27 protein-coding genes are annotated in these 24023 nt (G+C 42.3%); 16 read left to right on the forward strand and 11 right to left on the reverse strand.

Going from position 1 to position 24023, the window contains the following annotated elements; all coding sequences use genetic code 11:
* Window position 1: 1 nt before the first annotated feature.
* The 5 genes from BK120_RS01335 to BK120_RS01355 are packed head-to-tail and all read left to right on the forward strand — an operon-like array spanning window position 2 to window position 4976.
* Window positions 2-877: a phytoene/squalene synthase family protein gene (locus BK120_RS01335; protein ID WP_076265665.1), complete on the forward strand. Its 876-nt coding sequence runs from the start codon at window positions 2-4 to the stop codon at window positions 875-877.
* On the forward strand, window positions 874-1596 hold the full coding sequence (locus BK120_RS01340) for a carotenoid biosynthesis protein (protein ID WP_076265666.1): 723 nt from the start codon (window positions 874-876) through the stop codon (window positions 1594-1596). Before BK120_RS01335 ends, BK120_RS01340 begins: the two co-directional genes overlap by 4 nt.
* Window positions 1565-2320 carry a lysophospholipid acyltransferase family protein gene (locus tag BK120_RS01345; RefSeq protein WP_076265667.1) on the forward strand — a complete coding sequence of 252 codons (756 nt, stop codon included), beginning with the start codon at window positions 1565-1567 and terminating at the stop codon, window positions 2318-2320. The genes BK120_RS01340 and BK120_RS01345 overlap by 32 nt, the downstream gene beginning before the upstream one ends.
* Entirely contained in the window at window positions 2275-3510 is a 1236-nt protein-coding gene (locus tag BK120_RS01350) for a glycosyltransferase family 2 protein (protein ID WP_256710751.1), read from the forward strand. The genes BK120_RS01345 and BK120_RS01350 overlap by 46 nt, the downstream gene beginning before the upstream one ends.
* Window positions 3507-4976 (forward strand): phytoene desaturase family protein, encoded by a 1470-nt coding sequence (locus BK120_RS01355; protein ID WP_076265669.1) that lies wholly within the window; start codon window positions 3507-3509, stop codon window positions 4974-4976. The genes BK120_RS01350 and BK120_RS01355 overlap by 4 nt, the downstream gene beginning before the upstream one ends.
* 62 nt (window positions 4977-5038) lie before the next feature.
* Here BK120_RS01355 and cydS read toward each other — a convergent pair whose 3' ends face one another.
* From cydS to BK120_RS01370, 4 genes are all read right to left on the reverse strand, one after another.
* Window positions 5039-5143 (reverse strand): cytochrome bd oxidase small subunit CydS family protein, encoded by a 105-nt coding sequence (cydS, locus tag BK120_RS36350; RefSeq protein ID WP_483874402.1) that lies wholly within the window; start codon window positions 5141-5143, stop codon window positions 5039-5041.
* A gap of 29 nt (window positions 5144-5172) precedes the next feature.
* Entirely contained in the window at window positions 5173-6186 is a 1014-nt protein-coding gene (locus BK120_RS01360; protein ID WP_076265670.1) for a cytochrome d ubiquinol oxidase subunit II, read from the reverse strand.
* Window positions 6183-7535: a cytochrome ubiquinol oxidase subunit I gene (locus tag BK120_RS01365; protein ID WP_076265671.1), complete on the reverse strand. Its 1353-nt coding sequence runs from the start codon at window positions 7533-7535 to the stop codon at window positions 6183-6185. The genes BK120_RS01360 and BK120_RS01365 overlap by 4 nt, the downstream gene beginning before the upstream one ends.
* Before the next feature lie 382 nt (window positions 7536-7917).
* Window positions 7918-9015: a GerAB/ArcD/ProY family transporter gene (locus tag BK120_RS01370; RefSeq protein WP_076265672.1), complete on the reverse strand. Its 1098-nt coding sequence runs from the start codon at window positions 9013-9015 to the stop codon at window positions 7918-7920.
* 242 nt (window positions 9016-9257) lie between these two features.
* On the opposite strand from BK120_RS01370, the gene BK120_RS01375 reads away from it, so the two are divergent.
* The 3 genes from BK120_RS01375 to BK120_RS01385 are packed head-to-tail and all read left to right on the forward strand — an operon-like array spanning window position 9258 to window position 12312.
* Entirely contained in the window at window positions 9258-10862 is a 1605-nt protein-coding gene (locus BK120_RS01375) for a spore germination protein (protein ID WP_076265673.1), read from the forward strand.
* 3 nt (window positions 10863-10865) lie between these two features.
* A complete protein-coding gene (locus BK120_RS01380; protein WP_076265674.1) occupies window positions 10866-12068 on the forward strand; it encodes a Ger(x)C family spore germination protein in 1203 nt (400 codons plus the stop codon).
* A gap of 10 nt (window positions 12069-12078) precedes the next feature.
* On the forward strand, window positions 12079-12312 hold the full coding sequence (locus BK120_RS01385) for a hypothetical protein (RefSeq protein WP_076265675.1): 234 nt from the start codon (window positions 12079-12081) through the stop codon (window positions 12310-12312).
* 120 nt (window positions 12313-12432) lie between these two features.
* Here the strand turns inward: BK120_RS01385 and BK120_RS01390 are convergent, their stop codons facing one another.
* Window positions 12433-13923: an RtcB family protein gene (locus BK120_RS01390; RefSeq protein WP_179089719.1), complete on the reverse strand. Its 1491-nt coding sequence runs from the start codon at window positions 13921-13923 to the stop codon at window positions 12433-12435.
* 218 nt (window positions 13924-14141) lie between these two features.
* On the opposite strand from BK120_RS01390, the gene BK120_RS01395 reads away from it, so the two are divergent.
* Both BK120_RS01395 and BK120_RS01400 read left to right on the forward strand, forming a co-directional pair.
* The gene (locus BK120_RS01395) at window positions 14142-14987 is read left to right on the forward strand and encodes a copper amine oxidase N-terminal domain-containing protein (RefSeq protein WP_076265676.1); all 846 of its coding nucleotides are present in this window, start codon (window positions 14142-14144) and stop codon (window positions 14985-14987) included.
* Between the two features lie 123 nt (window positions 14988-15110).
* Entirely contained in the window at window positions 15111-15599 is a 489-nt protein-coding gene (locus BK120_RS01400; protein ID WP_076265677.1) for a MarR family winged helix-turn-helix transcriptional regulator, read from the forward strand.
* 12 nt (window positions 15600-15611) lie between these two features.
* Here BK120_RS01400 and BK120_RS01405 read toward each other — a convergent pair whose 3' ends face one another.
* The 6 genes from BK120_RS01405 to BK120_RS01425 all read right to left on the reverse strand — a co-directional run bounded on the left by BK120_RS01405 (window position 15612) and on the right by BK120_RS01425 (window position 19440).
* Window positions 15612-16514 carry an NAD-dependent epimerase/dehydratase family protein gene (locus tag BK120_RS01405; protein WP_076265678.1) on the reverse strand — a complete coding sequence of 301 codons (903 nt, stop codon included), beginning with the start codon at window positions 16512-16514 and terminating at the stop codon, window positions 15612-15614.
* A gap of 277 nt (window positions 16515-16791) precedes the next feature.
* Complete coding sequence (locus BK120_RS34470) at window positions 16792-16902, reverse strand: sporulation protein YjcZ (RefSeq protein ID WP_082360686.1); 111 nt, start codon at window positions 16900-16902, stop codon at window positions 16792-16794.
* A 788-nt stretch (window positions 16903-17690) separates the two neighbouring features.
* Window positions 17691-17801 carry a sporulation protein YjcZ gene (locus BK120_RS34480; protein ID WP_083681479.1) on the reverse strand — a complete coding sequence of 37 codons (111 nt, stop codon included), beginning with the start codon at window positions 17799-17801 and terminating at the stop codon, window positions 17691-17693.
* 116 nt (window positions 17802-17917) lie between these two features.
* A complete protein-coding gene (locus BK120_RS01415) occupies window positions 17918-18103 on the reverse strand; it encodes a hypothetical protein (RefSeq protein WP_076265680.1) in 186 nt (61 codons plus the stop codon).
* Window positions 18104-18349: 246 nt separating this feature from the next.
* Entirely contained in the window at window positions 18350-19030 is a 681-nt protein-coding gene (locus tag BK120_RS01420; protein WP_144376661.1) for a class F sortase, read from the reverse strand.
* Between the two features lie 65 nt (window positions 19031-19095).
* Entirely contained in the window at window positions 19096-19440 is a 345-nt protein-coding gene (locus BK120_RS01425) for a hypothetical protein (protein ID WP_076265682.1), read from the reverse strand.
* 396 nt (window positions 19441-19836) lie between these two features.
* Here BK120_RS01425 and BK120_RS01430 point away from each other — a divergent pair, with 396 nt between their 5' ends.
* The 6 genes from BK120_RS01430 to BK120_RS01455 all read left to right on the forward strand — a co-directional run bounded on the left by BK120_RS01430 (window position 19837) and on the right by BK120_RS01455 (window position 23866).
* Window positions 19837-20433: an RNA polymerase sigma factor gene (locus BK120_RS01430; RefSeq protein WP_076265683.1), complete on the forward strand. Its 597-nt coding sequence runs from the start codon at window positions 19837-19839 to the stop codon at window positions 20431-20433.
* Window positions 20430-21032, forward strand: coding sequence for an anti-sigma factor family protein (locus BK120_RS01435; RefSeq protein WP_076265684.1), 603 nt, complete (start codon window positions 20430-20432; stop codon window positions 21030-21032). Before BK120_RS01430 ends, BK120_RS01435 begins: the two co-directional genes overlap by 4 nt.
* Window positions 21033-21101: 69 nt before the next feature.
* Entirely contained in the window at window positions 21102-21683 is a 582-nt protein-coding gene (locus tag BK120_RS01440) for a histidine phosphatase family protein (protein ID WP_179089720.1), read from the forward strand.
* A gap of 190 nt (window positions 21684-21873) precedes the next feature.
* Entirely contained in the window at window positions 21874-23049 is a 1176-nt protein-coding gene (locus BK120_RS01445; RefSeq protein WP_076265686.1) for a hypothetical protein, read from the forward strand.
* A 105-nt stretch (window positions 23050-23154) separates the two neighbouring features.
* Entirely contained in the window at window positions 23155-23661 is a 507-nt protein-coding gene (locus tag BK120_RS01450) for a gamma carbonic anhydrase family protein (RefSeq protein ID WP_076265687.1), read from the forward strand.
* Between the two features lie 22 nt (window positions 23662-23683).
* Complete coding sequence (locus BK120_RS01455; protein ID WP_076265688.1) at window positions 23684-23866, forward strand: IDEAL domain-containing protein; 183 nt, start codon at window positions 23684-23686, stop codon at window positions 23864-23866.
* The last annotated feature ends 157 nt before the right edge of the window (window positions 23867-24023 follow it).

Raw genomic sequence — 24023 nt, forward strand, 5'->3', positions numbered from 1 at the left:
TATGGAACCCACTGTCTGTTTGGCGCAATGTGAAGCGATGATTCAGAAAGGATCATCATCGTTCTACAAAGCTTTTCGTTATTTGCCTAGCCCAAGGCGCGAAGCCGTTTACGTTATTTATGCTTTCTGCCGCATGATAGACGATGCAGTAGATGAGCCGCAACGTTCTCCCTATACCATTGATGAGCTTGAACAACATTTTTACCGTTTGGATCAGGCAGCGGATCATTTCATATGGCCTTCTTTACGGTGGCTGTTTGATACTTTTCCGCTCAGTAAAAAACCTTTTTTCAGACAAATGGAGGGACAGCGCCGGGATTTATCTTTCACCCACTATGAGACGATGGAGCAGTTGGAGGACTACTGCTACTTGGTTGCCGGAACAGTTGGTGAGATGCTTCTGCCTGTCTTGCATGATCAGCCAGATATTCAAGTAATAGAAGCGGGAATATGGCTTGGCAAAGCCATGCAAATAGTAAACATTGTTCGCGACGTTGGCGAAGATCAGAGCAGAGGGCGTCGATACCTTCCGCTTGAGCTGCTCGCTCGTCATGACTATACCGAAAGTGACTTCAATATGGGCGTTGTCGATGAACGATTTCAACATCTTGTGCAAGAGCTGGACACACTTTCACGCAGTTGGTTCGCACGAGGCTTGCGCGGGCTTGAAACGTATCCTGCCAGCAGCGCTTTTTCAGTTGAGCTGGCCGCAAGTTTCTATGCTGCGATTTTGGATGAAGTAAAGGCTGCAAACTACGAAGTCTATAAGAAGCGAGCTATCGTCAGCTCATTAAATAAATTAAAGCTTTATACGAATATAAAAATGAAATATACGCTCGTATCAGAGGTTAATGACAGCAATGCGGTATCGCTATGATCCGCTACCTATTTATTTTTTGGTATTGCATCGGGCTAATCCTCATGCTGACCATTGGCGTTCCCACATGGCTTTCCTTTTCCAATGGTTTGTTTCTCGTTTTTTTTGCCCTGTATGCCATTCATATTGAAGGCATGATGGGCGAAGAGCGCCGTCGCAGCTGGAGTAGGATCATGCTCGTTGGAGTACTTACGTTTGCTGTTGAATGGCTTGGTGTGACGATGGGATGGCCGTTTGGAGACTACCAGTACACATCTTTACTTGGCATCTCGCTTGGCGGAGTACCCCTCGCCATATTTTGTGCGTGGATCGGTGTCATTGTCACTGTGATGCGAATGACTGCCTTCTCGAATCGATGGACGCGTGCGCTTCATACCGGCTTATGGACGGTTGTTTTTGACCTCGTACTCGATCCAGTGGCTTTCGCTAGGCAGTTCTGGATTTGGCATGAGCCTGGTGATTTCTACGGGATACCGGCAGCAAACTTCATCAGTTGGTTCGTTATATCAGCAGCTGTTTCATTTCTGTTTCCTTTGAGAGAAGTATCGGCGAACGTTCGAATCGAGGCTGTTAGACTCACGCAAATGATGCTGCTTATGTTTGGTCTCTTAGGGGCAAAAGAAGGTTTAATGATGCCGTTCATCATCGCATTGGCAGCTATCGTTGTGGCGGAAGGAGCGGGACGGATTGATCGCAGCGGGCTCAAGCAAGTGGTTTAAACGAGTATTCGCGCAATACAATGAAAACTATTTGTTAAGACGGCATTTTCACGCGTTTCAGCTGAGCGGTGAGATCGATCCAGCTCCGCAAGGTCAGCCTGTGCTCTATCTTATGAATCATAGCTCTTGGTGGGATGGAATGGTTGTATATCATGCGATCGCAAACGCTTCAGCGCGTGAACACTATATGATGATGGATGAAGAGCAAATGAAGCGGTATCGATTTTTTCGCAAAATAGGAGCTTTCTCGATTGATAAGAAGTCAAGCCGAGCGATCGTTGCTTCCCTTCGATATAGTGAGAATTTATTAAATCAAGGATATGGAGTTTGGTTATTTCCACAAGGAGATATCGAGCATCTGGAGCGAAGACCTTTAAGATTTCAAACCGGCGCAGGCTATTTATTGGAACGCTGTCCGGAAACGATTGTTCAGCCCGTAACCGCATATTATTCGCTAGGACTTCATCAAAAGGCAGAAGTCAGTCTCCAATTCGGTAAACCTATCCACAGAGTATGGCAGCAGCTGGGACGAAAAACCATTACGAGAATGCTTGAATCGGCTTTGGAGGATCAACTGAATGAACACCGCCTTGCAGTAATAGCAGCAGCTCGCGGGGAGACAGCCGAGTATCGATCAATGCTGAAGGCGAAACGGTCAACGAATGAGGTTTTTGATGCTTGGATGAACGGGGTGACAAGGTGGAAATCTTTTTTTGGACGGTAGCTGCAGCCCTGATGCTGCAGCTATTATTTGTGTTATGGAATCTCTCGCAGATGCCTTCTCTGGGAGGCAGCGGCAAAGGACGAGTTTGGCTGTCAGGAGGGGCAGTGTCCATTCAATCTGATGCTCCACATGCTCACGGAAATACAACTAGACCACGGCTGTCGGTTCTTATTCCAGCGCGTAATGAAGCGGATAACATCACCGCATGTATACAATCGGTGCTGCTGGAGCCTTCCATATTTATCGAGGTGCTGGTGCTGGATGATCGTTCCACAGACGGAACAGCAGAAGCTGCGCGGCTCGCAGCAGCAGGCGACAGCCGTGTTCGCGTTTTGCCTGGTGATGTGCTGCCGTTCGGCTGGCTTGGCAAGTCGCACGCATGTCATCAACTCGCAGAAGCGGCGCGCGGCGAATGGTGGTTATTCCTCGACGCCGATGCGCGGCTTGAGCCGGGTGCGCTCGCGGATGCGCTTGACACCGCGCTAGCGCAAGGTCAAGGGCTCGTGACCGGTTTCCCTAAGCAGGAAACTGGAACATGGATGGAGAAGCTCATCGTCCCGATGATGAGCTTCTCCATTGCCTGCCATCTGCCGATACGACTTGTTCGGCAATCGCCAGATCCAAAGTTCGTCGCCGCACACGGCGCTTTTCTGATGATTTCAGCAGAAAGCTACTGGGCGACAGGCGGCCATGCTGGTTTCAAAGGTCATCTCGTCGATGATATGCAGCTTGCTGGTGCTGTTAAAAAAGCCGGGCTTCCCGTCACTTTAGCCTACGTTTGCCCCCAAATTTCGATGCGTATGTATCAGAACGCTGCAGGGGTTTGGAACGGCTATAAGAAAAATATATTTGCAGGTATAGGTCGCAGCAGCTTATTGCTTGGAATTATGTTGTTTATGTACACCCTGCTTTATATACTGCCTCCGTTAATGATGATCATTTGTTTAGCTGGGCTTCTCTTGCATGCCTATCCGGAAGGATGGCTTACAACTGTTTTATTGCCAAGCTCGCTCTGCTATCTGCTAGGCGTTTGTCTGAAGAGGATCATTGATAGGAAAAGTGGACAGCCTTGGTACTTATCCTTCTGTTTACCGGCAAGTATATTTCTGCTGTCAGCGATTGCCTTGGCCTCGTGGCGGGCGAGCTTAAATGGCACTGGTTATGAATGGAAAGGGAGGAGGTATTCGTGAAGCAAGTCATTGTCATTGGCGGAGGTTTAGGCGGATTATCTGCAGCGATTCGATTGGCATATGCGGGTCATCACGTCACTGTGCTTGAACAACAGGCATCACTCGGCGGAAAGCTTCAGCGCATTGAGCTTGGCGGTTATCGCTTCGATCGTGGACCAAGCACGATTACCATGCCTCATGTATTTCAGCAGGTATTCGAGAGCGTTGGACGCCGGATGGAAGACTACGTTACCTTTTATCCGCTGATCCCAGGCACGCGGAATCATTTTGCAGACGGAACGACGGTTGATTTATGCTCTGATTTCAGCGTGATGGAATCGCAGATTGCTGCTTATAGTCCAGAGGATGCGAGGCAGTATCGCTCATTCATGAAAGAGGCTGCTGCCTTATATCAACAAGCTGATCAGCTCTTCATGAATCGGCTGCTGCTGTCATGGAAGGATAAAGCAGACGTAAGGCTGCTTGCGGGTTTGCTGCGGATTCGTCCATGGTTGACATTGGAACGGCTGCTTCGCCGTTACTTTAGGCATCCGCATACACTTGCACTCTTTGGACGATATGCGACCTATGTTGGATCAGCGCCTCGGACGGCTCCGTCTATTTTTGCAATGCTTGCTCATTTGGAGCTGCAATTAGGCATTTATGGAGTGAGGGGCGGCACTTACCAGATTGTGGAGGCATTCGGCCTCCTTGCTCAGGAGCTAGGTGTAACGATTCATACGTCCGAGAGAGTTCAACAGATTACATCTGCGAATGGTCGCATCACAGGTGTTGTTACGAGCAAGGCGGACTATAAAGCTGATATCATCATCGCAAATGGTGATGTGCTGGCTATTTGCAAAAACCTGCTGGAAGAATCAAAACGACCAAGCATGAGCAATGCCAAAATCTCATCGTATGAGCCATCGTTATCAGGTTTTGTTTCCCTCATTGGCAGTAAGAAGACTTATAGCCAGCTGCTTCATCACACTGTGTTTTTCCCAGAACACTATGGCAGTGAGTTTGACGACATCTTCCAGCAAAGAAGAGCAGCTCATGATCCTGCTATTTATATTTGCCATTCAGGTTATTCAGAGGATGGGATGGCCCCTGCTGGAGGCAGCAACCTGTTTATCCTGACTAACGCTCCATACACTTCTCCGGAGTTAAAATGGGAGCAAGAAGCCGAATCGTATCAGAAACGCATTTTAACGAAACTTGAAACGTATGGCTTGACTGGTTTAATCGATGATTTAGAGATCTCAGCAGTGTTTACCCCAGACCATTTGCAAATGCAGACATCGGCATACCGTGGAGCTATTTATGGCATTTCTTCCAATACAGCTCGGCAAACCTTTGCTAGACCGTCCAATCAAGCCGATCTTAAGGGATTATGGTTTGTCGGAGGAACGACGCATCCAGGCGGGGGAACACCGATGGTGACCCTGTCCGGGCAGCTTGTAGCAGAGGCTATACTTTCATCGTAAATATAGATCTTAATAAAAAACGCGTCCAATTCCAGAAGGAAGAGACGCGTTTTTTATTGAGATTATTCCCTAGGCGAAGTCTGGCCTTTAGCACCCCATACAAATAGGAACACAACTGCGATGACTATTATGAGAAGGGGGGCAATCATAATTAAAGAAAATTCCAATATTGTACACCTGCTTTCGTTTACGGTATTTATTTGCCTTTGACGTATTTTGTGTTAAATAAAAACAGACGCATCAGCAAGTATAGTGAAGGGATCAGAAGCAGCAAGCCGAGTACAAATGCTACGATTAGCGCTATAGCCATCGAATCATTTGTGAAATTATCGTGTATGGTCAAATAGGGATACAGAATGTAAGGCAGATGAGCTGAGCCGTATCCATAAAACGCGAAAGCAAACTGCAAAATGACGAAGATAAACGATAATCCAAGTCGCTGGCGCTTCCACACCAAGTAAACGGCTAACATAAAAAAGAGAAAGGATAAAGCGAACATCCATGATCTGTCCAGCATTTTCTCATAGTGCTCACGATTATGGTCATGGATAGCGAAGAAAACAAGAAGGCTGCTAAGTATTGTCGGTAAGCTCCATACGAGCGCGTATGTTCGAACGATCTTAAATGCAGGAGCATCGCCCGCTTTATGAGCATAGAAGCTTAAGAACATAGCCGATATGTACAGCACGCTTACAAGGGCGAGCAGAACAACGGACCAGGAATAGCTGCTTCTAAACAGTTCGTTAACGAGAAATATTACTTTTCCGTCGTCTGTAACCTTGATGTATCCTCCTTCTGAGATCGTTAGTACCGTTGATAAGGCAGCTGGAATAAGCAAGCCGCTAGCCCCGTACATGAGTGTATAGATTTTCCGACTTCGTGAGCCGTAATGATTAAAAGCATAATAAGCTCCGCGAATGGCAAGCAGCACGATGGCAATGCTTCCTGGAATAAGCAAGGCAGTTCCATAATAATAGGCGGTATCCGGAAAAAATCCGATAAACCCGACAAAAAAGAACACGAGAAAAACATTGGTGACCTCCCATACTGGGGACAAATACCGATCAATGATGGAATGGATCAGATGCCTCGTTCCAGTAATGGAGCTGTAATAGCTGAAAAAACCGGCGCCAAAATCAATAGAAGCGATAATGAGGTAGCCAAACAGAAAAGTCCAGAGCACGGTAATACCAATGACTTCATAACTCATAATGGATCATGAGCCTCCTTCTCGTAGGCAGCTATTTCATCTTCAGCGTGATTATTTCGGAACATTTTTATTAGAACTCTTACAGAAGAAATGCCAAGCACAAGATAAAGCAGGGCAAATAGCAAAAGCATTAAATCGACATGATCGGATGTCGTTGCTCCTTCCGCAGTACGCATAATGCCTCTTAAGATCCACGGCTGCCGGCCAACCTCTGAGAAAATCCAACCATGCTCAATGGTGAGTATCGCTACTGGAGCGGCAATAACAACGGCGCAAAGAAGCCAGCGGCGGTATGTATTCCCTTTTTTTCGAACCATTTCAATAATAAATAGGAGTGAGACCAGCACCATAAAGGCTACATAAGCCATCTTAATGTCAAAGAGATAATGAATCCATAGAGGCGGATGCTCATCCTCAGGAAATTCATTTAATCCAGTAACCTCAGCAAACGGATTGCTGTGAGCGAGGATGCTTAGGCCAAACGGGATTTTTAGTCCGTATTTCACTTCGTTGTCTTCGGTAAGGATACCTCCGAGTATAAGCGGCGCTTTGCCCATCGTTTCAAAATGCCACTCCGTTGCAGCTAGCTTCTCAGGCTGATATTTTGCAAGATATTTTCCTGACAAATCGCCAATAAGCGCAGTAGAAATCATAAATACAAAAGCACAAACCATTGTGAGCTTTAAAGCTTTCTTATAATAAATATGTTTTTTTCCTTTAAGCAGCGACCAAGCCGTAATGGCAGCGAGTATGAATGCGCAGGTTAAGTAAGCTGAAGAGAGCACATGTGCTACCTTAGTCGGCATGGCCGGGCTAAGCATTGCTGCGATAGGATTAACGTCCGCGATTTCACCGTTAACTAAAGTGAATCCAACCGGGTAATTCATAAATGCGTTCACGATCGTAATGAAGAAAGCTGAAGCTGAAGAACCAATAACGACGGGAATCAACAGCCAAAAATGCGTCATCCTACTTTTAAAGCGATCCCAAGTATAGAGGTAAATACCGAGAAAGATGGCTTCAAAAAAGAATGCAAAGGTTTCAAGGAAAAGAGGCAGGGAGATAGATTGTCCAGCAACTCTCATAAAGCTTGGCCACAGCAGACTTAGCTGAAGACCAATTGCTGTTCCTGTCACGACGCCGACTGCAACGGTGATTACATAGCCGCGAGCCCAGCGCCTTGCAAGCAGCAGGTAATGAAAGTCATTCCGTTTAATGCCGATCCATTCGGCTAGTGCTATCATGAGCGGGATGCCGACACCTATCGTGGCATAGATGATGTGGAAGCCAAGGGTGAGAGAGGTTAGTATACGACTGAATACAACGGGATCATAGCCGTTAAGCAGCATGGGATTCACTCCTTAGATGATTGATTCTTGTTTGAACTAGCTCATAAATTTACGGATGATCGACAGCAGCATGAGCAGCGTTACAACCGCACATAACATAATTAATTTTTTTTCCTGTTGTTTTGAACGATTTTGTTTATTTTCTTTCATGGTTTCACTCGCTTTCAAACTATGTGATGTATTTCACAATGAACAAATGATTACAGCTTCCAATTGGGCTTAAATCAGTATGCCCTTTATGAAGTGAAAATAATATGACTCGATAGAGCTATATGGAGCGTGAAATGTAACGAATCGATGAACACTGCTGGAGTAAGTGAGGGAAATTAATATAGGCCGTCCAATCGTCTAAATGACTTGTTGGACAGCCTATTTTCAAGCTTTAGTTTTTTAAAAACTGTTTTCGAAACGCATAAACTCCTAATAAAATCAAAGGAAGAATGAGTCCGTATGTCGAGACATAAGGTATCCATGCTCCTTTGTTGAATTCACTTCCATGAAGGACATTAGGATGTAAAATGAGGGAAAACACGACCATGATCATCCCTAAAGGTAACGTTAGTGAGCGATAGTCTTTTAAATTCAACGTTTGTGCAAGACCAATTACAGCTGCGTAAAAATACAGTGATGTTCTAAAAAAAATTGTGACAAACCATATGCCAGCCATTATAGCTTCAATACGTATAAAATTTCCTGTGTTTATTTTTTTGGCTAGCGCAAAACTTGGATACATATGTCTTCCTGTTGTATCAGGACCGAGAACTAGAACAGTCAAAGCGATAATAATAATTAAAATGATTCCCCCTATAAATGTTCCTATCAAAAAAGCTTTTTGAGCTTTTTTAGGTTGATTCACTGAAACAGGGAAAATCATTAAAAAAACAACAGGGGATAGAGAGAAAATACTTGTGAAGATTAAGGTAGATCGAATTATCGGTTTTATTCCAGTATCAAATACAGGTTGAATGTTGTGATAGTCGATTTGCGGCGAAATGAAAATGACTAAAATGATAAATAATAAAACGAACCAAGGGAAAAAAAACTCCGCTGTCCGTGCTAGATTTTCAAGACCAAGACGAACTCCCATGATGACTACGCAAGCAAAAAGAATATGAATAGCTTGCGCTGGTGTGTCGGCCATGATCTGTGTTGTTATAAAATCCGCCATATAATACAAAAGATCTGCCGCTGTAATGAATGCAAAAAAAATAAAGGTAATAGAAACGGCCTTGCCCAGCCAGCGTCCGAGAAGTTTATCATTTTTTTCAACTAAGGTCATATCTGGATAAATATTGCCTACGGCATTGTACAATAATACGAGTAACATCCCTAATCCCACGCCAAGAACAGCCGCGATCCAAGCGTCTTGTTTGACGATTTCAGCTAATGTTGATGGAATAATTAAGACAGCAGTACCGACGGAATACAATATGACTAACACTGTAAATTGACGCACATTTATTTTGATGTCTCTTACCATTTTTGGCCTCTTTCTATGTTATCCGCGCTATATTATTTAGTCCGTAAAAACCATTCCCCATTAGCTTTGACAAAAGCATTGTAGCATCTTCTAATTGTTGCCTTTTACTCAGTTGGATAAACACTGGCCTTAGACACTCTCCCCATTCAATGAATGTATGAATCAACGGAGTTTGGTTAACAAATGTAAAAGATCTTTTCACAAAACTCACCCTATTTCAGAGCAGAGAGGAATATAGACAAATGGGGTTTTTCAATAATCAATCCAAAAACGATATGGAGCTTCCTGCAAGCAAACGAATAGATTCCAATAAAGCTGCCCAAGAAAAAAGGTTGAATTTAAGCCTTGATGATAATATTCAATATGTAAAAAATATGCTAGGTCATAGCAGCGATATTGTGATCAGAGAAATTCAGATTGGAGCGGGAGAGAAGTTTAAAGCTGGAATATTTTATACAGATGGTTTAACGGATCTGCAATCTGTCCAGAAATTCATCATCGAATCGTTAATGCCAAGCATCCCTAATACGGAGCTTAACCCAAACGTATCTAGTCCAGATAAGATCCTTCAAGTTGTGAAGGATCAAATTCTAACGGTCGGAGCTATTAAGGATGTTTCTGAATTTGGTTCTTTGACAACTGCTTTGTTGTCTGGAGATGTCATTCTTTTATTGGACGGATGTACCCAGGGGTTCATCATCGGCATGAGAGGGTGGAAAGACCGTGCAGTCACCGAATCCACAACAGAGACTGTCATTCGGGGACCAAAAGAAGGTTTTACAGAATGTATTCGCACCAATACGGCGTTAATTCGCCGCAAAATAAAAGATTCTAATTTATGGCTTACAACGAAGTCCATTGGCAGAGTAACAAAAACCGATGTATCGATCATGTATATCAAAGGAATTGCAAATGACAAGATAGTAGAAGAAGTGCATCGTCGTCTCGATCGGATTGATATTGATAGCATATTGGAGAGCGGCTACATTGAGGAATTAATTCAGGAAAAAACCTATACTCCTTTTCCTACGTTATATCATTCGGAACGTCCGGATGTTATAGCAGCTGAGCTTTTGGAAGGAAAAGTAGCCATTTTGGTTGATGGAACGCCGATTGTCTTGGTCGTCCCTGCATTGTTTATCTCGTTTATACAGGCTGCTGAGGATTATTATACACGCGCGGACATTAGCACACTTATTCGTATGCTTCGTTTTCTTTGTATTTTCATTTCTCTGTTAGGTCCGTCCCTTTATATTGCTATCACTACATTTCATCAGGAAATGTTGCCTACGCAGCTGTTGATCGGCTTGGCTGCTCAACGAGAAGGGGTACCTTTTACAGCGTTCATCGAGGCCGTCATGATGGAGGTAACGTTTGAAATTTTACGGGAAGCTGGCTTAAGAATGCCAAAGGCGATTGCACAGGCCGTCTCCATTGTCGGAACATTGGTAATTGGAACAGCGGCTGTTGAGGCAGGGATTATATCTGCTGCCATGGTGATCGTTGTCGCACTAACGGGGATTGCCAGCTTTGTGCTTCCCGCCTTCGACATGTCCATGACCTTTAGAATGCTTCGTTTTCCTTTGATGATACTTGCAGCTTCTTTTGGGTTGTTCGGCATTATTGTAGGGATTTTTGCACTCGTTCTTCACTTGTGCAGTTTGCGTTCATTTGGAGTTCCCTATCTGAGTCCGTTTGCACCATTTAATCTTGAGGAGCAAAAGGATACCATTTTCCGATTTCCCCGCTGGGCAATGCTAACGCGGCCTAGATTGATCAATAAAAACAACATCGTTCGCGAACAAAGTAATCATTCTGAACCGACGCGTGATAATGCAGGTGGATAATCGATGAAGCGTAAAAGAAGTTTACTCTGTTTAATTGTCATCTCGCTCCTATTTGTCACAGGTTGTTGGAAAGGCCGAGAGTTGAATGAGCTGGCAATCGCCGTAGCTTTGGGAATAGACAAGGTCGGAAATCAATATAAGGTTTCCGTTCAAGTCGTCGAGCCGACTGAAGTTGCAGGGAAGAAGGGCGGCGACAAGACACCCGTCACAACATATCAAATCACGGCAAATACCATTTTCGAAGCGATACGCAAAATGACTACTGTTAACCCACGTAAGATTTATCCTTCCCATCTGCGCATTGTGGTTCTTGGCGAATCCTTAGCTAAGGAAGGTATAGGTCAGGCGTTAGATCTCTTATCTAGAGATGAAGAAATTCGTACTGATTTCTTTATTGTTGTATCAAAGCATACGACTGCCGAGAATACGCTAAAAGTATTAACAAAGCTGGAAACGATCCCCGCTGTGAGTCTGTTCTCTACCCTTCAGACTTCGGAGAAGCAATGGGCTCCAACAACAACGGTTACATTGGATCAGCTTATTACTACACTCGTGAGCGAAGGAAGAGATCCTGTATTAACAGGTCTTGTCGTTTTGGGGGACGAGGAAGTAGGGCAAGAAAAGAGAAATATGGAAAAGGTTCTGACCCCAACTACATTGCAATATTCGGGACTAGCGGTATTTAAGAAGGATAAGTTGATTGGTTGGCTAAATGAAACTGAAAGCAAAGCATACAACTATATTAGCGATGAAATTAAAAGCACGGTTGGTTATGTTACTTGCCCACAAGGCGGCAAAATTACGTTCGAGGTCATTCGGTCTAAGACGAAGGTCAAAGGCAGCGTAAAGGATGGACAACCTCAGATCGATATCGAAGTACGATTAGAAATTAATATAGGGGAAGTACAATGTTCGATAGATTTGTTGGAGACGAAAAATATTGCTGAAGTAGAAAGGCTAGCAAACAGCAAAGTGGAAGGTTTCATTGACGCGGCAGTAAAAAAAGTGCAGAAGAAATACAAAGTTGATATTTTTGGATTTGGGGATGTTATTCATCGATCGAATCCTAAAGAATGGAGGAAGCTCAAAAAAAATTGGGATCACACGTTTGAGACGATGCCAGTAAATGTGAAGGTAAATCATAAGATTCGACATTTAGGTACGGTGTCTAATTCCTTTCTGGAAGAGATGAGGAAAGAGGAGTGAAGATGCACATATGGTACCTATCATAGTGATCCTTGTAGCGGTCGCTTTAATTATCGCCATTGATGTTCCTGCGCTATTAAGAGGAAAATCCAAAAAAGAATTATGGATATTTTCCATTCTTCTGCTGTTTGGAACCTTAATAGGTATTGCTGAAGCTTTACATATTGGACTCCCCAACCCTTTGGATGGGATTATCTACATTTATAATCCTGTTTCACACTTATTGGATGCATGGTTAAAATAAAGCTGTCTAAAATAGAGCGTTGTCAGTTAGCCACGTCACAAGGACGTGGCCTTTTGCTGTTATGATTATTAAAAATGAATTATTTAATTTTAAACAAGTAAACCTTCAATATAAAAAGCTTTACCCTTTTATCGTTAAAATAGGTTCAACTTCTGCAACAATTTGTGCCATGCCGTGTTCTTCATGTGATTCGATGATCGCATTGATATCCTTGTAAGCATATGGAGCCTCTTTCTTCAACTCTTCTTCCCATTTCTTGAGTATATCCTGTCTGGATTTAATATCGTTACGGTTCGGATCAATAGGTGTAACAATATTAAACTTGGAAATAAACTCGCGAAACAAAGCATCATCTACTTTTACTGAATCTCCTCTTGAAAGGCTTCGACCAGCACCATGACTAGCGCTGAATAAGCTCTCACGATTGCCAAGTCCTGCAAGGATGTAGCTTTTCGCTCCCATGGAACCAGGTATAAAGACCGGCTCACCCGTAAATTGAAAAGGGGTGTTGGCCATTTGTTCAGCTGACTTTGCTGTACAAGAGCCTTTGCGATGGATAAAACCTTCGCTGCCATCAATCGTTTCTTCCCATACAAAGTTGTGAGGGGCATCGTAAAGCAATTTATACTCAAAATCCTTTAAGCTTCTGGACAAAGACTTTTGAAGCATAAGCCCTAGAAATAAGCGATTAGCAAAAGCGAAGTTTGCTGCGTTATGAAGGAGGTTCCAATAACGATTCCATTGATATTCATAATGTTCGGAATGAGGCAGGACATAGATCCCATTGCTTGGATGCTTAAGAGAGGCAGGGTAAATTTCTTTCAGCATTTGTTTGATGTTCAGACCTGCGTGATGTCCGATAGATACAGAGCCTGTATGAATCATAACGACGATTTGGCCAGCTTTGATATTCCATTCCTTTGCCAAAGCATGATTGCGTATATTCACTACTTTCTGAATTTCTACAAAATGATTGCCGCCGCCGATTGATCCAATCTGACTATCATAGGACAAATCATCGCTGCCTAAATAACTGTCCAGTCCATCTACTTTATCCGTAATAAATGAACCAAATCGATTTACCTTTAAAAGGTCGTCCTCTTGCTGCTTCGCATCATAAAATTCCCACAAACCATTGCACTTAATCGATTTCTGTGTCTCGAGAATACCCATTAATCCTTCTTTGAGAATAGCTTCACGCTGCACCCTTGTCATTGGAATATGGCGTCCGCCTTCAAAGAAAATATGACGAATATCGAATTGGATTTGTTTAAGATTCGACCGGATATCATCTTCCTTCAGCGATGTCGTGTATAACCGCATGCCGCAATTAATGTCATTGCCTACAGCTTGAGGGATAACAAATCCTTTGGTGAAGATAGTTGTACCAATCGGAATGCCGCTGCCTTTGTGGAAATCGGGAGTGATCGCTACCTCTTCAATTTTTGCATTTTCGTTCGTAAAATAACCGCTAGTGTGCTGTTTCAGGGTTTCTACAGATTCATTTACGGTGAGGAGCTGATCAAGTTCTGCTAAAGCATTTTTTTCAAGCTTAAGTTTGTCGTTTATGAAAAAACGGACAGGGATATTATTGCTATTGTTAATTTTCAAATAGGACCATCCTTTTGATTTATAGGTAGATTTTTAACATTTGTAATATTGAAGTATTCGATATAGATGCATAACATCGGCATTCATCCTTTCCTAGCTCATGATTTCAATATATCATTTCAAAATTTGAAAAGCATTGCCTAATTCGGGCTTTAGTGCAACAAATGGTTAGAGAAATGCGTTTTATCGATAAATGCTAAAAAAGGAGTGTTTGTTAAATGATGAGAAAATTAATAAAATTGACCATTGCGGGTGTAATGATGTTTTCCATAACAGCTGTCAGTTATGCTGCACCAAAAAAAAGTACACCCGTTATTTTGAAAATGAACAATTATTATGTAGCATATACCTATCCAAAGGAACCTTATGTGGATAAACAGAATCGATTGATTTTACCATTAAGATCTGTAAGTGAGTTGCTGGGTGCTGCAGTTTCTTATAATAATCAAACGAAAACAGCCGAAATTAAAGAAGGGGAGAACATTGTTCAAATTCAGGCAGGCAATAAGACTGCAAAGGTTAATGGTCAAAATGTAGAGATGGACACTAAAGCAGTAGTGGAAAAAGGTTTTCTGCTCGTTCCAGCTCGTATACTTTTTGATTCCTTCTCTTTTAAAGTCACGAATGAAAATAATGTGATTACTTTGAATGACGAACGATTATTAAAGCAAGGAAAACTGAAGTACCTTTCTGACGATGACCGAGTAGGGATAGCAAGAACAGCAGACCCCAATGCGTTCCAGCCAATAGAAATTTCATATAATGTCTTTGTGAAAAATAAAGTATCGCTAATCGATCTAACTGTAACTGCCAAAAATAGTACTGGGAAAGATATACCTGAGGGACAAGAGGATCTGCATACCATCGTATATTTTGAACACTCATCCGTCATGGATGCAGATGATTCTACAGTGGATATAAAGGATAGGCCAAGACCAGCTGTTAAAAAGGATGCCATCATCAAAAAACAATTAAACGCAGGCGGAGGCACGATCATTCAGCCAAACGAGTTACAGTACATACTCATCGCTGGCAGGACGTTTAAACCGTTAAATGAAAGATAAGGAAAGGATTAACGTTGATCCATCCATAAAAAGTGAAGCTTGACTTTCCATCTTGACATCATTATTAATTTAGTAAATAATTTAAAAATAAATTGGAAAAAGCTTATGGGGGCTCATAATGGTATGAGTAATGACGATAACTTTCAAGGAACGAATATCGATCACTTAACGAAGGAACTTGCACTCGTATTCGGACAATTGAAGCGTGTCGGTCATGTGTTTAGTCCTTCTAAGGAGCTCCGGCAGAGCGAATCAAACTTGCTTGTTTACTTGACGTATTTATGTCCGCCGGGTTCTAATGGCATCAAAGTTTCCGGTCTAAGCAAACAGTTGAAAATAACCTCAGCTGCTGTGACGCATGTTATACAATCTCTTGAACAGAACGGGTATATTACTCGTACGATGGATGCAAGTGATCGACGATCCATTCTTGTTACAGCAACGGAAGCTGGACATGAATTTGTTGGAGCAAGGGAGACAGAGCTATTTGAACGTTTTCAGCACTTGCGAGAACATCTAGGTGCAGATGACACCGAGCAACTCATCCGAATATTAGCTAAATCCATAAAATTTCTGAATACTTATGAAGATAGCGCAGCATCCAAACGATAATCCGGTAACGGACTATCGTTTTATTTTTGCCATAGCTTGGTAAGAGCCTTTCTCCATTTCTTTGACGATCGAGTTGGCAGAGGGGCTCCATTGCAGCTGTTGTTCAGCACGCAAACCAGATATTCTTTGGTTAATGCTCGCTCCCCAAGCAGCAGGGCCCAAAACATGAACAGCTTCTTCATAACTACACGATTCAATTTCAGCGACGCCGGCAATTTTGCCTATAGCTATCATGAGATCTTTGGTCGTAATGAGTTCCCTGGAAGCTGCGTTAAATAACGATCCAGTAGATGCAAATGAATAAGCGCATGCATAAAGGTTAGCCAAGTCATCTACATCAATGGTTGACCACGCGTTAAGTCCATCACCAACGTATTTGGCGAATTGAGTAAGCTTCGTTCTTTGAATAGTTGCCCCAACTAAACCGCCTCCACGTCCGTAAACGAGAGCTGGTCGAATGACGACTGTACAAATGTTTCTCTCAGCAGCTGTTAGCACTTTTTGCTCCTGAATTGCTTTCCATTGCAGGAATGGCAGAGGCTTTACAGGCGAATCCTCATCAACGACATCATGATGCGTATCGTTATAGATTAACGTTCCGCTCGTATATACGAATGTTTTGCCAGTGCCCTCCAAACCCTCTAACATGGCATCAACTGCAAGAACATCTAGTTTTTCCATGTCAGAATTATGCGAAATAGCAGTATGAATGACACCATCAGCAGCATGAGTACATTCCGCCAGCAAAATCAGATCAGCAAGATCGCCTATTACAGGGGAGATGCCTAATTTTATTAATTGCTCAGCTTTTTCTTGTGTCCGAACTAATCCGGAAACTTGATAACCATGGGATAGGAATTGTTGAGCTACTGCGAAGCCAACATACCCAGTAACTCCTGTAATGAATACTTTCAATAAAAGACCTCCTCAAATTAATTAATTTACTAACTAATGTATTAATTTTATTATTTAGCGGTTTTACTATTTTGTCAATACTTTCATAAAAAAGGTAATTCAATTCATGAGGGCTGCAGCTGAAAGAGCGTGTGTAGGCTTTTTTTGAGTATGTAAGCAAGGACTAGATACAGAATGAAAAAAAGAAGACCCACATAATGGGTCTTCTGGAGAGGCTTAAGTGTATTCAGCATTTTGAATGCGTGAGAGCAGCAGTAAGCCCTTCAATTATTATTTATTAGTAACCTCCACCGAAAATACCGCAGCTGCAAGAGATAATCACCAACAAAATAAACAGTACCAGAATAAAACCAATACTATTATTAGCACCACCAACGAATCCTGACATTAAACATCCACCTCCTTGCGACTTGAATACATTGTAAGGTATGCATTGCAAAAGCTTAGTGACTGGATATTTGTCATGGGGTGACATATGCCCAGTATCATTAGCCTATAATAGGGGATTAGAGGTTTTGTATAAGAAAGACCGTTCAGGATACTCTGCAGTCTGTAGGACAAGTGAATAAGTCGTATCCAGTAGCTAATGATTAGTAGTTGTTACCACCGAAAATTCCGCAACTGCAAGAGATAATCACGAGCAAAATGAAGAGTACAAGAATAAAACCAATATTATTATTTACACCGCCAACTGATCCTGACATAAAAAATTCACCTCCTTGTATTATCTTATAGAGCAAGTTAGTCAAAGCTATAGCTATAAGACAGGATAATGGGTAGAGAGAGTATGTTTATCCATCTCATAGAACGAGCAAAGTGGTGAAAATAGGATTAGTAGCCTCCGCAACAGCCGCCGTAACCTCTGTCGCTCACTCTGTCATTTCTTTTTTCGTTGACACTTTCAACTCGATTTTCATTTCTTCTTTCATTGCGGCCCAATACGCCACAGCTACAAGCAACAATGACTAATAGGATGAAAAGAACCAAGATCGTACCGATATTATGAGACATTATTTAAAAACCTCCTCTTATTTAACTACTATATAACGTATGATTGACTCTCATTTTTTGATTGTGTGTTTGTTACATAGACATAGTTTCAATGTCATTAGACTAGTAAATGAAAATAGAGCAAATAATCTAATGGAAGCTTGTTAAGATGGAACTAATATACGACTAGTATCTGCCACCAAAAATACCGCAGCTGCAAGAAATAATGACTAACAAAATAAACAACACGAGAATAAAACCAATGTTATTGTGAGTACCGCCAACTGATCCTGACATAAGAAATTCACCTCCTTGCTGCTGTTTAGAAAGTAAGTTATACATGGATGCCGTATAGTTATTGGTTGTTTGGCAGGGAAATACAAATTATCCATGTCTCAAGCGAAATTGAGGGATTAATAGCCTACTCCACAACCACCGCTGTAACCTCTGTCGCTTACTCTATTGTTTTCATTGCTGCGTACATAGTTGTCTTCTTCTCTGTCATCGTTTCTCTCATTACGGCCGAAAACACCGCAGCTGCAAGCGACAATAACCAATAGAATGAAAAGAACGAGGATAATTCCGATATTATGAGCCATTATTTAAAAACCTCCTCTTATTTGACTGCTCTATAAGATATGTTTGTATCTATTTAAGTGTTTGTGTGTTTGTTACAGAGGCATAGTTTCTATGTCAAGTGACTAGTAGAAGGAAATAGAAAGGGGAGGGAAATGACAAAAAAGTAAAAGTACATATGCGGTTAGAAGTATGAATACGATAGAAAAAACCCATCAATGATTCAAATAATGGCGTCGTTTTGACATCCACTATACAACTGAATCAGATCATGGGTTTTCGCTGCTTGCAGCTTTGCATATTTTTTTATTGGAGTGTCGTTTTGCAAAAACGACGAGCCGTTCTGAGTATTCTTGATTTTTACGATTGAATTTACCAGTGCATGTAATTAAATTTAAACGAGACTCATCCGCGGGACCAAAAATTTTCGAAAGGGGAGCCTCGGATGTTTTGAATATTTCAATCGATTCCACTATAAAATCGATGGTGCAGTCCTCTTTACTTTTTATTGAAATCATGTCACCTAATTTTATGTTCTTTAATCTGTAAAATACGGCTGGTCCTGTATGGCTGTCAACATGTCCATCTATAACTGAATTGCCGACCATGCCAGGAAGAATGCCATTAGATAATAGCCCTACCCTTTTGGTGCTTGATGGAACATCCATTTGGCCGTTTTCTGTTATGCCTACTGGATCTATGATCGCATCGATTTCTAAAGCGGGAATGGATAATTTAATGGGTACGATTCCCTCTAATTTTACTTTAGAAATTTTATTCGAAATGATTGGATTATCATTTGTAGGTGGTGGACTCGACATGGTTTCTGCTTTTACAATGGGTTCATTATAATCAGATTTTGTTATTGTTATTTGAGGCTTATTACTATGATCTTGATCATTTGAGTAGCTGCAGGCTGTACTCCCGGCAAAAATAGCTGCAGTTATCATTTGCAATATGAACTTTTTCAAAGTTAGAAAAAGAGGGGAAAGTAGGTCCCCTCGTTTTTTACTGTTTATTCAGCTTGTTCGCTGGCGCCGCCGAAGCCGGTTTTCGGCATTTTAGTAATCTCTTTTGCTCTTAAGTTTTTTGATTTCAAGGTTTTTGCTTTCATGCTTTTTGCGTGAAGACTTTTTTCATGCGCTTTTTTAGTGTGAATACTCTTTGCATGAAGGCTTTTAGCATGCATTTTATGTTTCTTTTTTGCTTCCATTTTTTTCACATGCATATTATGCTTTTTCTTTTCTTCCACTTTCTTCATATGCATTTCTTTTTCAGATACAGGAGCAGCAGCGTACACAGCAGAGCTTGCACTAAAGATTAAACATGCTGAGAAAACGGCGATAATTGTTTTTTTCATAACTGTTATTACCTCCAAATTGTTGTTTATATTATTGTGCCTTGTCATGTTCTCCTTTGGAGCCAATAATCATGAATGTGAACCTTTTCCATCCTAAAGAAAGCGATTTATATTGCAAGAACTCTTTAAGGCGAGTAGAATAAAACTTTATTTCCAATACATAGTTATGGATCAGCTTGCGTTCAAAACCTATAATTGCGCATCCACATTTGTAAAAATATTGTATTTTATCCTTTTGTCGAAAGAGGCAGGAATTTGCCCTCGAAACACGAATTATATGTATATTCGTGTTTTTTGAATTAATTATGATAAACACCGCAACTTTTCGTTCCCGGGACGGTACAATGATATATAGCGGTCCGGGAATAATCCGCAGGTGGAGGAGGTTCGCCTGTCATGACTGATTCCCAGTTGATACGAGAGATAAAGGATGGCAATGTCGAGCTGTACTCCGAGCTTATGCGGCGCTACCAACGAAAAATTTTAGCGTTTATTTATCACATGCTGAAGAGTGCAAAGCTCGAGCTTATGGCCGAAGACTTGTGTTCTGAGACGTTCTATAAAGCCTACCGCAGCCTTCATTCGTTTCGCGAATTGGATGCTTCTTTTTCGACGTGGTTATATACAATTGCGCGAAATACAGTACTTAGCGAGCTTCGCAAGCAAAAATCAGCGCATGTATCGCTTGATGAATCGGGATTCGAGCCTGTCGCAGCTCTTGATGCGGTTCCAGAGCAGCATGTGCTAAGAAATGAACGTATGGCGATGGTGCGAGAAGCGATAAACAACTTGCCAGAAAAACAACGCTCAGCGCTTATTCTTCGGGAATATGACCAGCTGGACTATCAAGAAATTGCTAATATTTTAGGACAAACGGTCAGTTCTGTTAAATCACTGCTATTCCGAGCAAGAGCAAGCGTAAAAACGCAGCTGGAGCCGTATTTCGGACAATCGCCGCTGATGGAGGAATTCGAAGGGATGAATACGAGATGAATTGCAACGATGCGCAAGACAAATTCGGCGAATATTGGGATTTAGCTGATCACGATGAAGTGCGGATAGCAATAGACACTCATTTGCTTGAGTGCAAGACATGTGCGGAGCAGTTTGAGCTGTGGGAAGAGAGCGAGGATATCATTCGTTTCTTATCGGAGGAAGATGAGAGCCTCGGTCCTATGGAGCATGTGAATCGTAATGTGATGGATCGCATTTACGCTGAGGAATCTTGGTTAATGCCTGTTCCGCACAAAAGCTATCAGTTTTCGAAATCGTTTCGCCGTAATATCGCGCTGATCGTTGCAGCTTGCATGGCTTTGTTTGCAAGTGCATTCTTTGTATTCATATTTGATAATGATGGCGGTGTTTCACAAGCTGAAATCGCCGAGCTAAGCGGATTGATGGACACAGCAAATGCGTCTGGCGATGGTGTAATTACAGCAGGATTTTATGCAGAGGTTCCGGTTGCCAGCATTAGCGAGCCATTCGTTCTAAAGGTTATGCCGGCCTTCCCGCAATATTATGTTGCATTGTCCTTGCTTGGACTTATTATGACGCTGCTAATTTTGAACTGGCTTTCTAGAACACGAAGCTAATGTTGATGTATGATAAAGCTCCCTAGGGAGCTTTTGTTATGTCTACTATATAAAGGAGCTGAATACGGCTTGTTAATTGGATTAGTGCGCCACGGTAAGACGGACTGGAATGAACAAGGAAAGATTCAAGGACAAACGGATATTCCGTTGAATGAAGTAGGTATTGTGCAAGCCAAAGCATTGGCAGAGCGATTAAGCCGTGAAGACCAGATATGGGATGCTGTTATATCGAGTGATCTGCAGCGGGCTCATGCGACTGCACAGATTATCGCTTCGAAGTTAAATATTCCTTTGCTTGAAAGTGAGCCGCGCTTGAGAGAGAGGTATTTTGGCGAGGTTGAAGGCACGAGGGAGCAGGAGCGTCACGAACGATGGGGAACGAATTGGCGAGAAGTTGCTGAAGGTGTAGAGTCTAATGCTGAGGTCAGAGCAAGAGGCTTGAGCGCAATTAATGAATGGAAGCTGAAGTATCCAAAGCGCAACTTGCTTGTCGTTTCTCATGGCAGCTTTTTGGCTCAAATCATGGAAGAGATATGTTCGGATCTTGAGGATCAATATATATCCAACTTGTCTTACTCTATCCTGGAGCTGCGAGATGAGAAATGGCATCCGCAGCTCTATAATTGCACGATACATTTAAATGAAGCATAGGAATCGCATACGAGCTTCGCCTTTATTTTTTAAAGGCGAAGCTTTTTTTGTATAAACTCCTTGTAATCTAGGTTATAAAACAATAGATATTTTCCCATAATGATATCAACTGACGCTTATTCATTACACAATACCCTTACGAAGCGGGGCGCCTGAGTGATAAGGCGGCTTCTGTAGAAAGGAGAGAGCTATGAATTTATCGGATATGCTAGGGTACGCTGATATTCAACAACTTAGCAGAATTGCAGATGTTTACCGTTGCGAATGCAATGGGCATTCCAAAAACGATTTGATCCAATCCATTCTCTCTACCGTAAGTCGAAATGATGTTTTTGAAGCGCAAATAAGCAGCATGAAGTTGGAAGATTTACGATTCCTAAACTCTTTGCTATTCGAAGCAAGAAACTCCTTTAGTTTAGAGGATTTGCTCGCTCGGGTGCAGCACAGCAGATTTGGAGAAGAGATCATCAAACCGGAGTTAGACCCGCCGAAAAAAACAAAACGCAGCAAAAAAAAGACAGAAGCAGTCGAAAAGCAGCTTAGCCCGCGAGAAATGATAGCTAAATTCAAGCATCACGGATGGTTGTTCAATGGCTTCAGCGGCCCAAGCAGATATCTCTTTCAGGTTCCAAACGATTTGAAGACGCGCTTCCGCGATACGCTTGCGAGGAGGTTTGCCGCCGATCTGCAGTATACGGATGAGCCGCCTATTTACCGGGATGAGCAAATGCTTATTCACGACGATATAACTCATCTGCTTCATTACACGTACCACAATGAAATCCAGCTAACAGCTGATGGTTCGATGTACAAGCGATTTACGCTGCAGCTGCTTGATCGTTTTGGCGTGCAAGAGGAGTTGCCTGCTAAAGGAGCATGGCGTTTTGGATATGGCAGACATTTTAACCAATATCCGAATCGTTTCTCATTCGTATACGATTACTGTTATCACGCAAAGTATATTAATGAAAATCAGACGCTTTTGACAGTCACGGGTCCAGGTGAAGAGCGCATGAACAGCAGGCCTTCAAGCGAAGCAGAGCAAATCTACCGATATTGGCTCAAGCTTTACAAGGGGCCAATTACACATTTACTGTCGCTCGTGCATTGGATTAACACCCTCGCTGTGGAATGGGTTACGGTTGAGTCACTTAGAACGGTACTTGTTCCGTTCATTAAGCCTTACTTTTACGATGATGCAAATACGATTTTGGAACAGAGAATTATGGCTATGATGGTTCATTTGGGGCTGCTTCGTCTTGGAGAGCATCCGATTTATGGGGCTGTAGTCCGTATGACCAAGGCAGGACGAGCTGTAGTTGCTGGTGTCAGCCTTGAGGAATCAGGTTCAATAGTGGTTCATTGATTTTGGGAATCGCGCTCTTGGAGTAAGATCAAATATAAGCTACAGTATAAGAATACGACAGAAATGGCTTGTTATATTTGATCGCTTGGAGAGGACTGAAGAAAAATGTTGATCCCATACAAAGGCGTAATGCCAAAGATTCATGAAGATGTATACATAGCTGAAGGTGCAAAAATAATTGGTGACGTAACGATTGCTGAAAAAAGCACCGTTTGGTTTAATGCAGTACTGCGAGGGGATCTTGCACCTATACAAATCGGTCATAGCTGCAATATTCAAGATGGAGTCGTCGGTCACTTGAATGTGAATCAACCTTTGATTCTAGATGATGAGGTGTCTATCGGCCATGCCGCTATAATACACGGCTGTACGATAGGCAGAGGCACATTAATTGGAATGGGGGCAATCGTACTTAACGGCGCAGACATTGGTGAATATGCTTTAATAGGAGCCGGTTCGATTGTTACAGAGAACAAAAAAATACCATCCTATACTCTATCTATCGGATCACCCGCCAAAGTCGTAAGAGAGTTAACAGAGGACGATTTACTGCGTATGAAAAAAACGATGGAGAGCTACGTGACAAAGGGAATAGAATATAGGATCTCTTAACGCCGGTTTGGAGGTGTATCCTATGGACAAAATGAAAGTAACGTATGAAGCCATGCTAGGTTTGGCCGCAGAGTTTGTGCTTGACGAAGCGGTATTGAAATTTCAAACCAACCAAATTTATACGGCAATTGACAAAGCATTGGCCGCTGGTGACGAGGATACGTTTTACCGTCTCGCAAAACAGCTAAATGCTTTAAAAAAATAACGCGTATCGTCTTTTTTGTTAAAATGACGATTGAGCGAGGAAGCTTCCCAATTAAATGCGAACGAATCTGTTCCGTTTTGACACAGGGAGGCTTTTTTCTGTACATTTGGTTTGGCAATGAGAGGAAATGGAGTTAACATAGAAGCAGTGATGTTGA

The organism is Paenibacillus sp. FSL A5-0031 (genome assembly GCF_001956295.1).
Taxonomy (GTDB): domain Bacteria; phylum Bacillota; class Bacilli; order Paenibacillales; family Paenibacillaceae; genus Pristimantibacillus.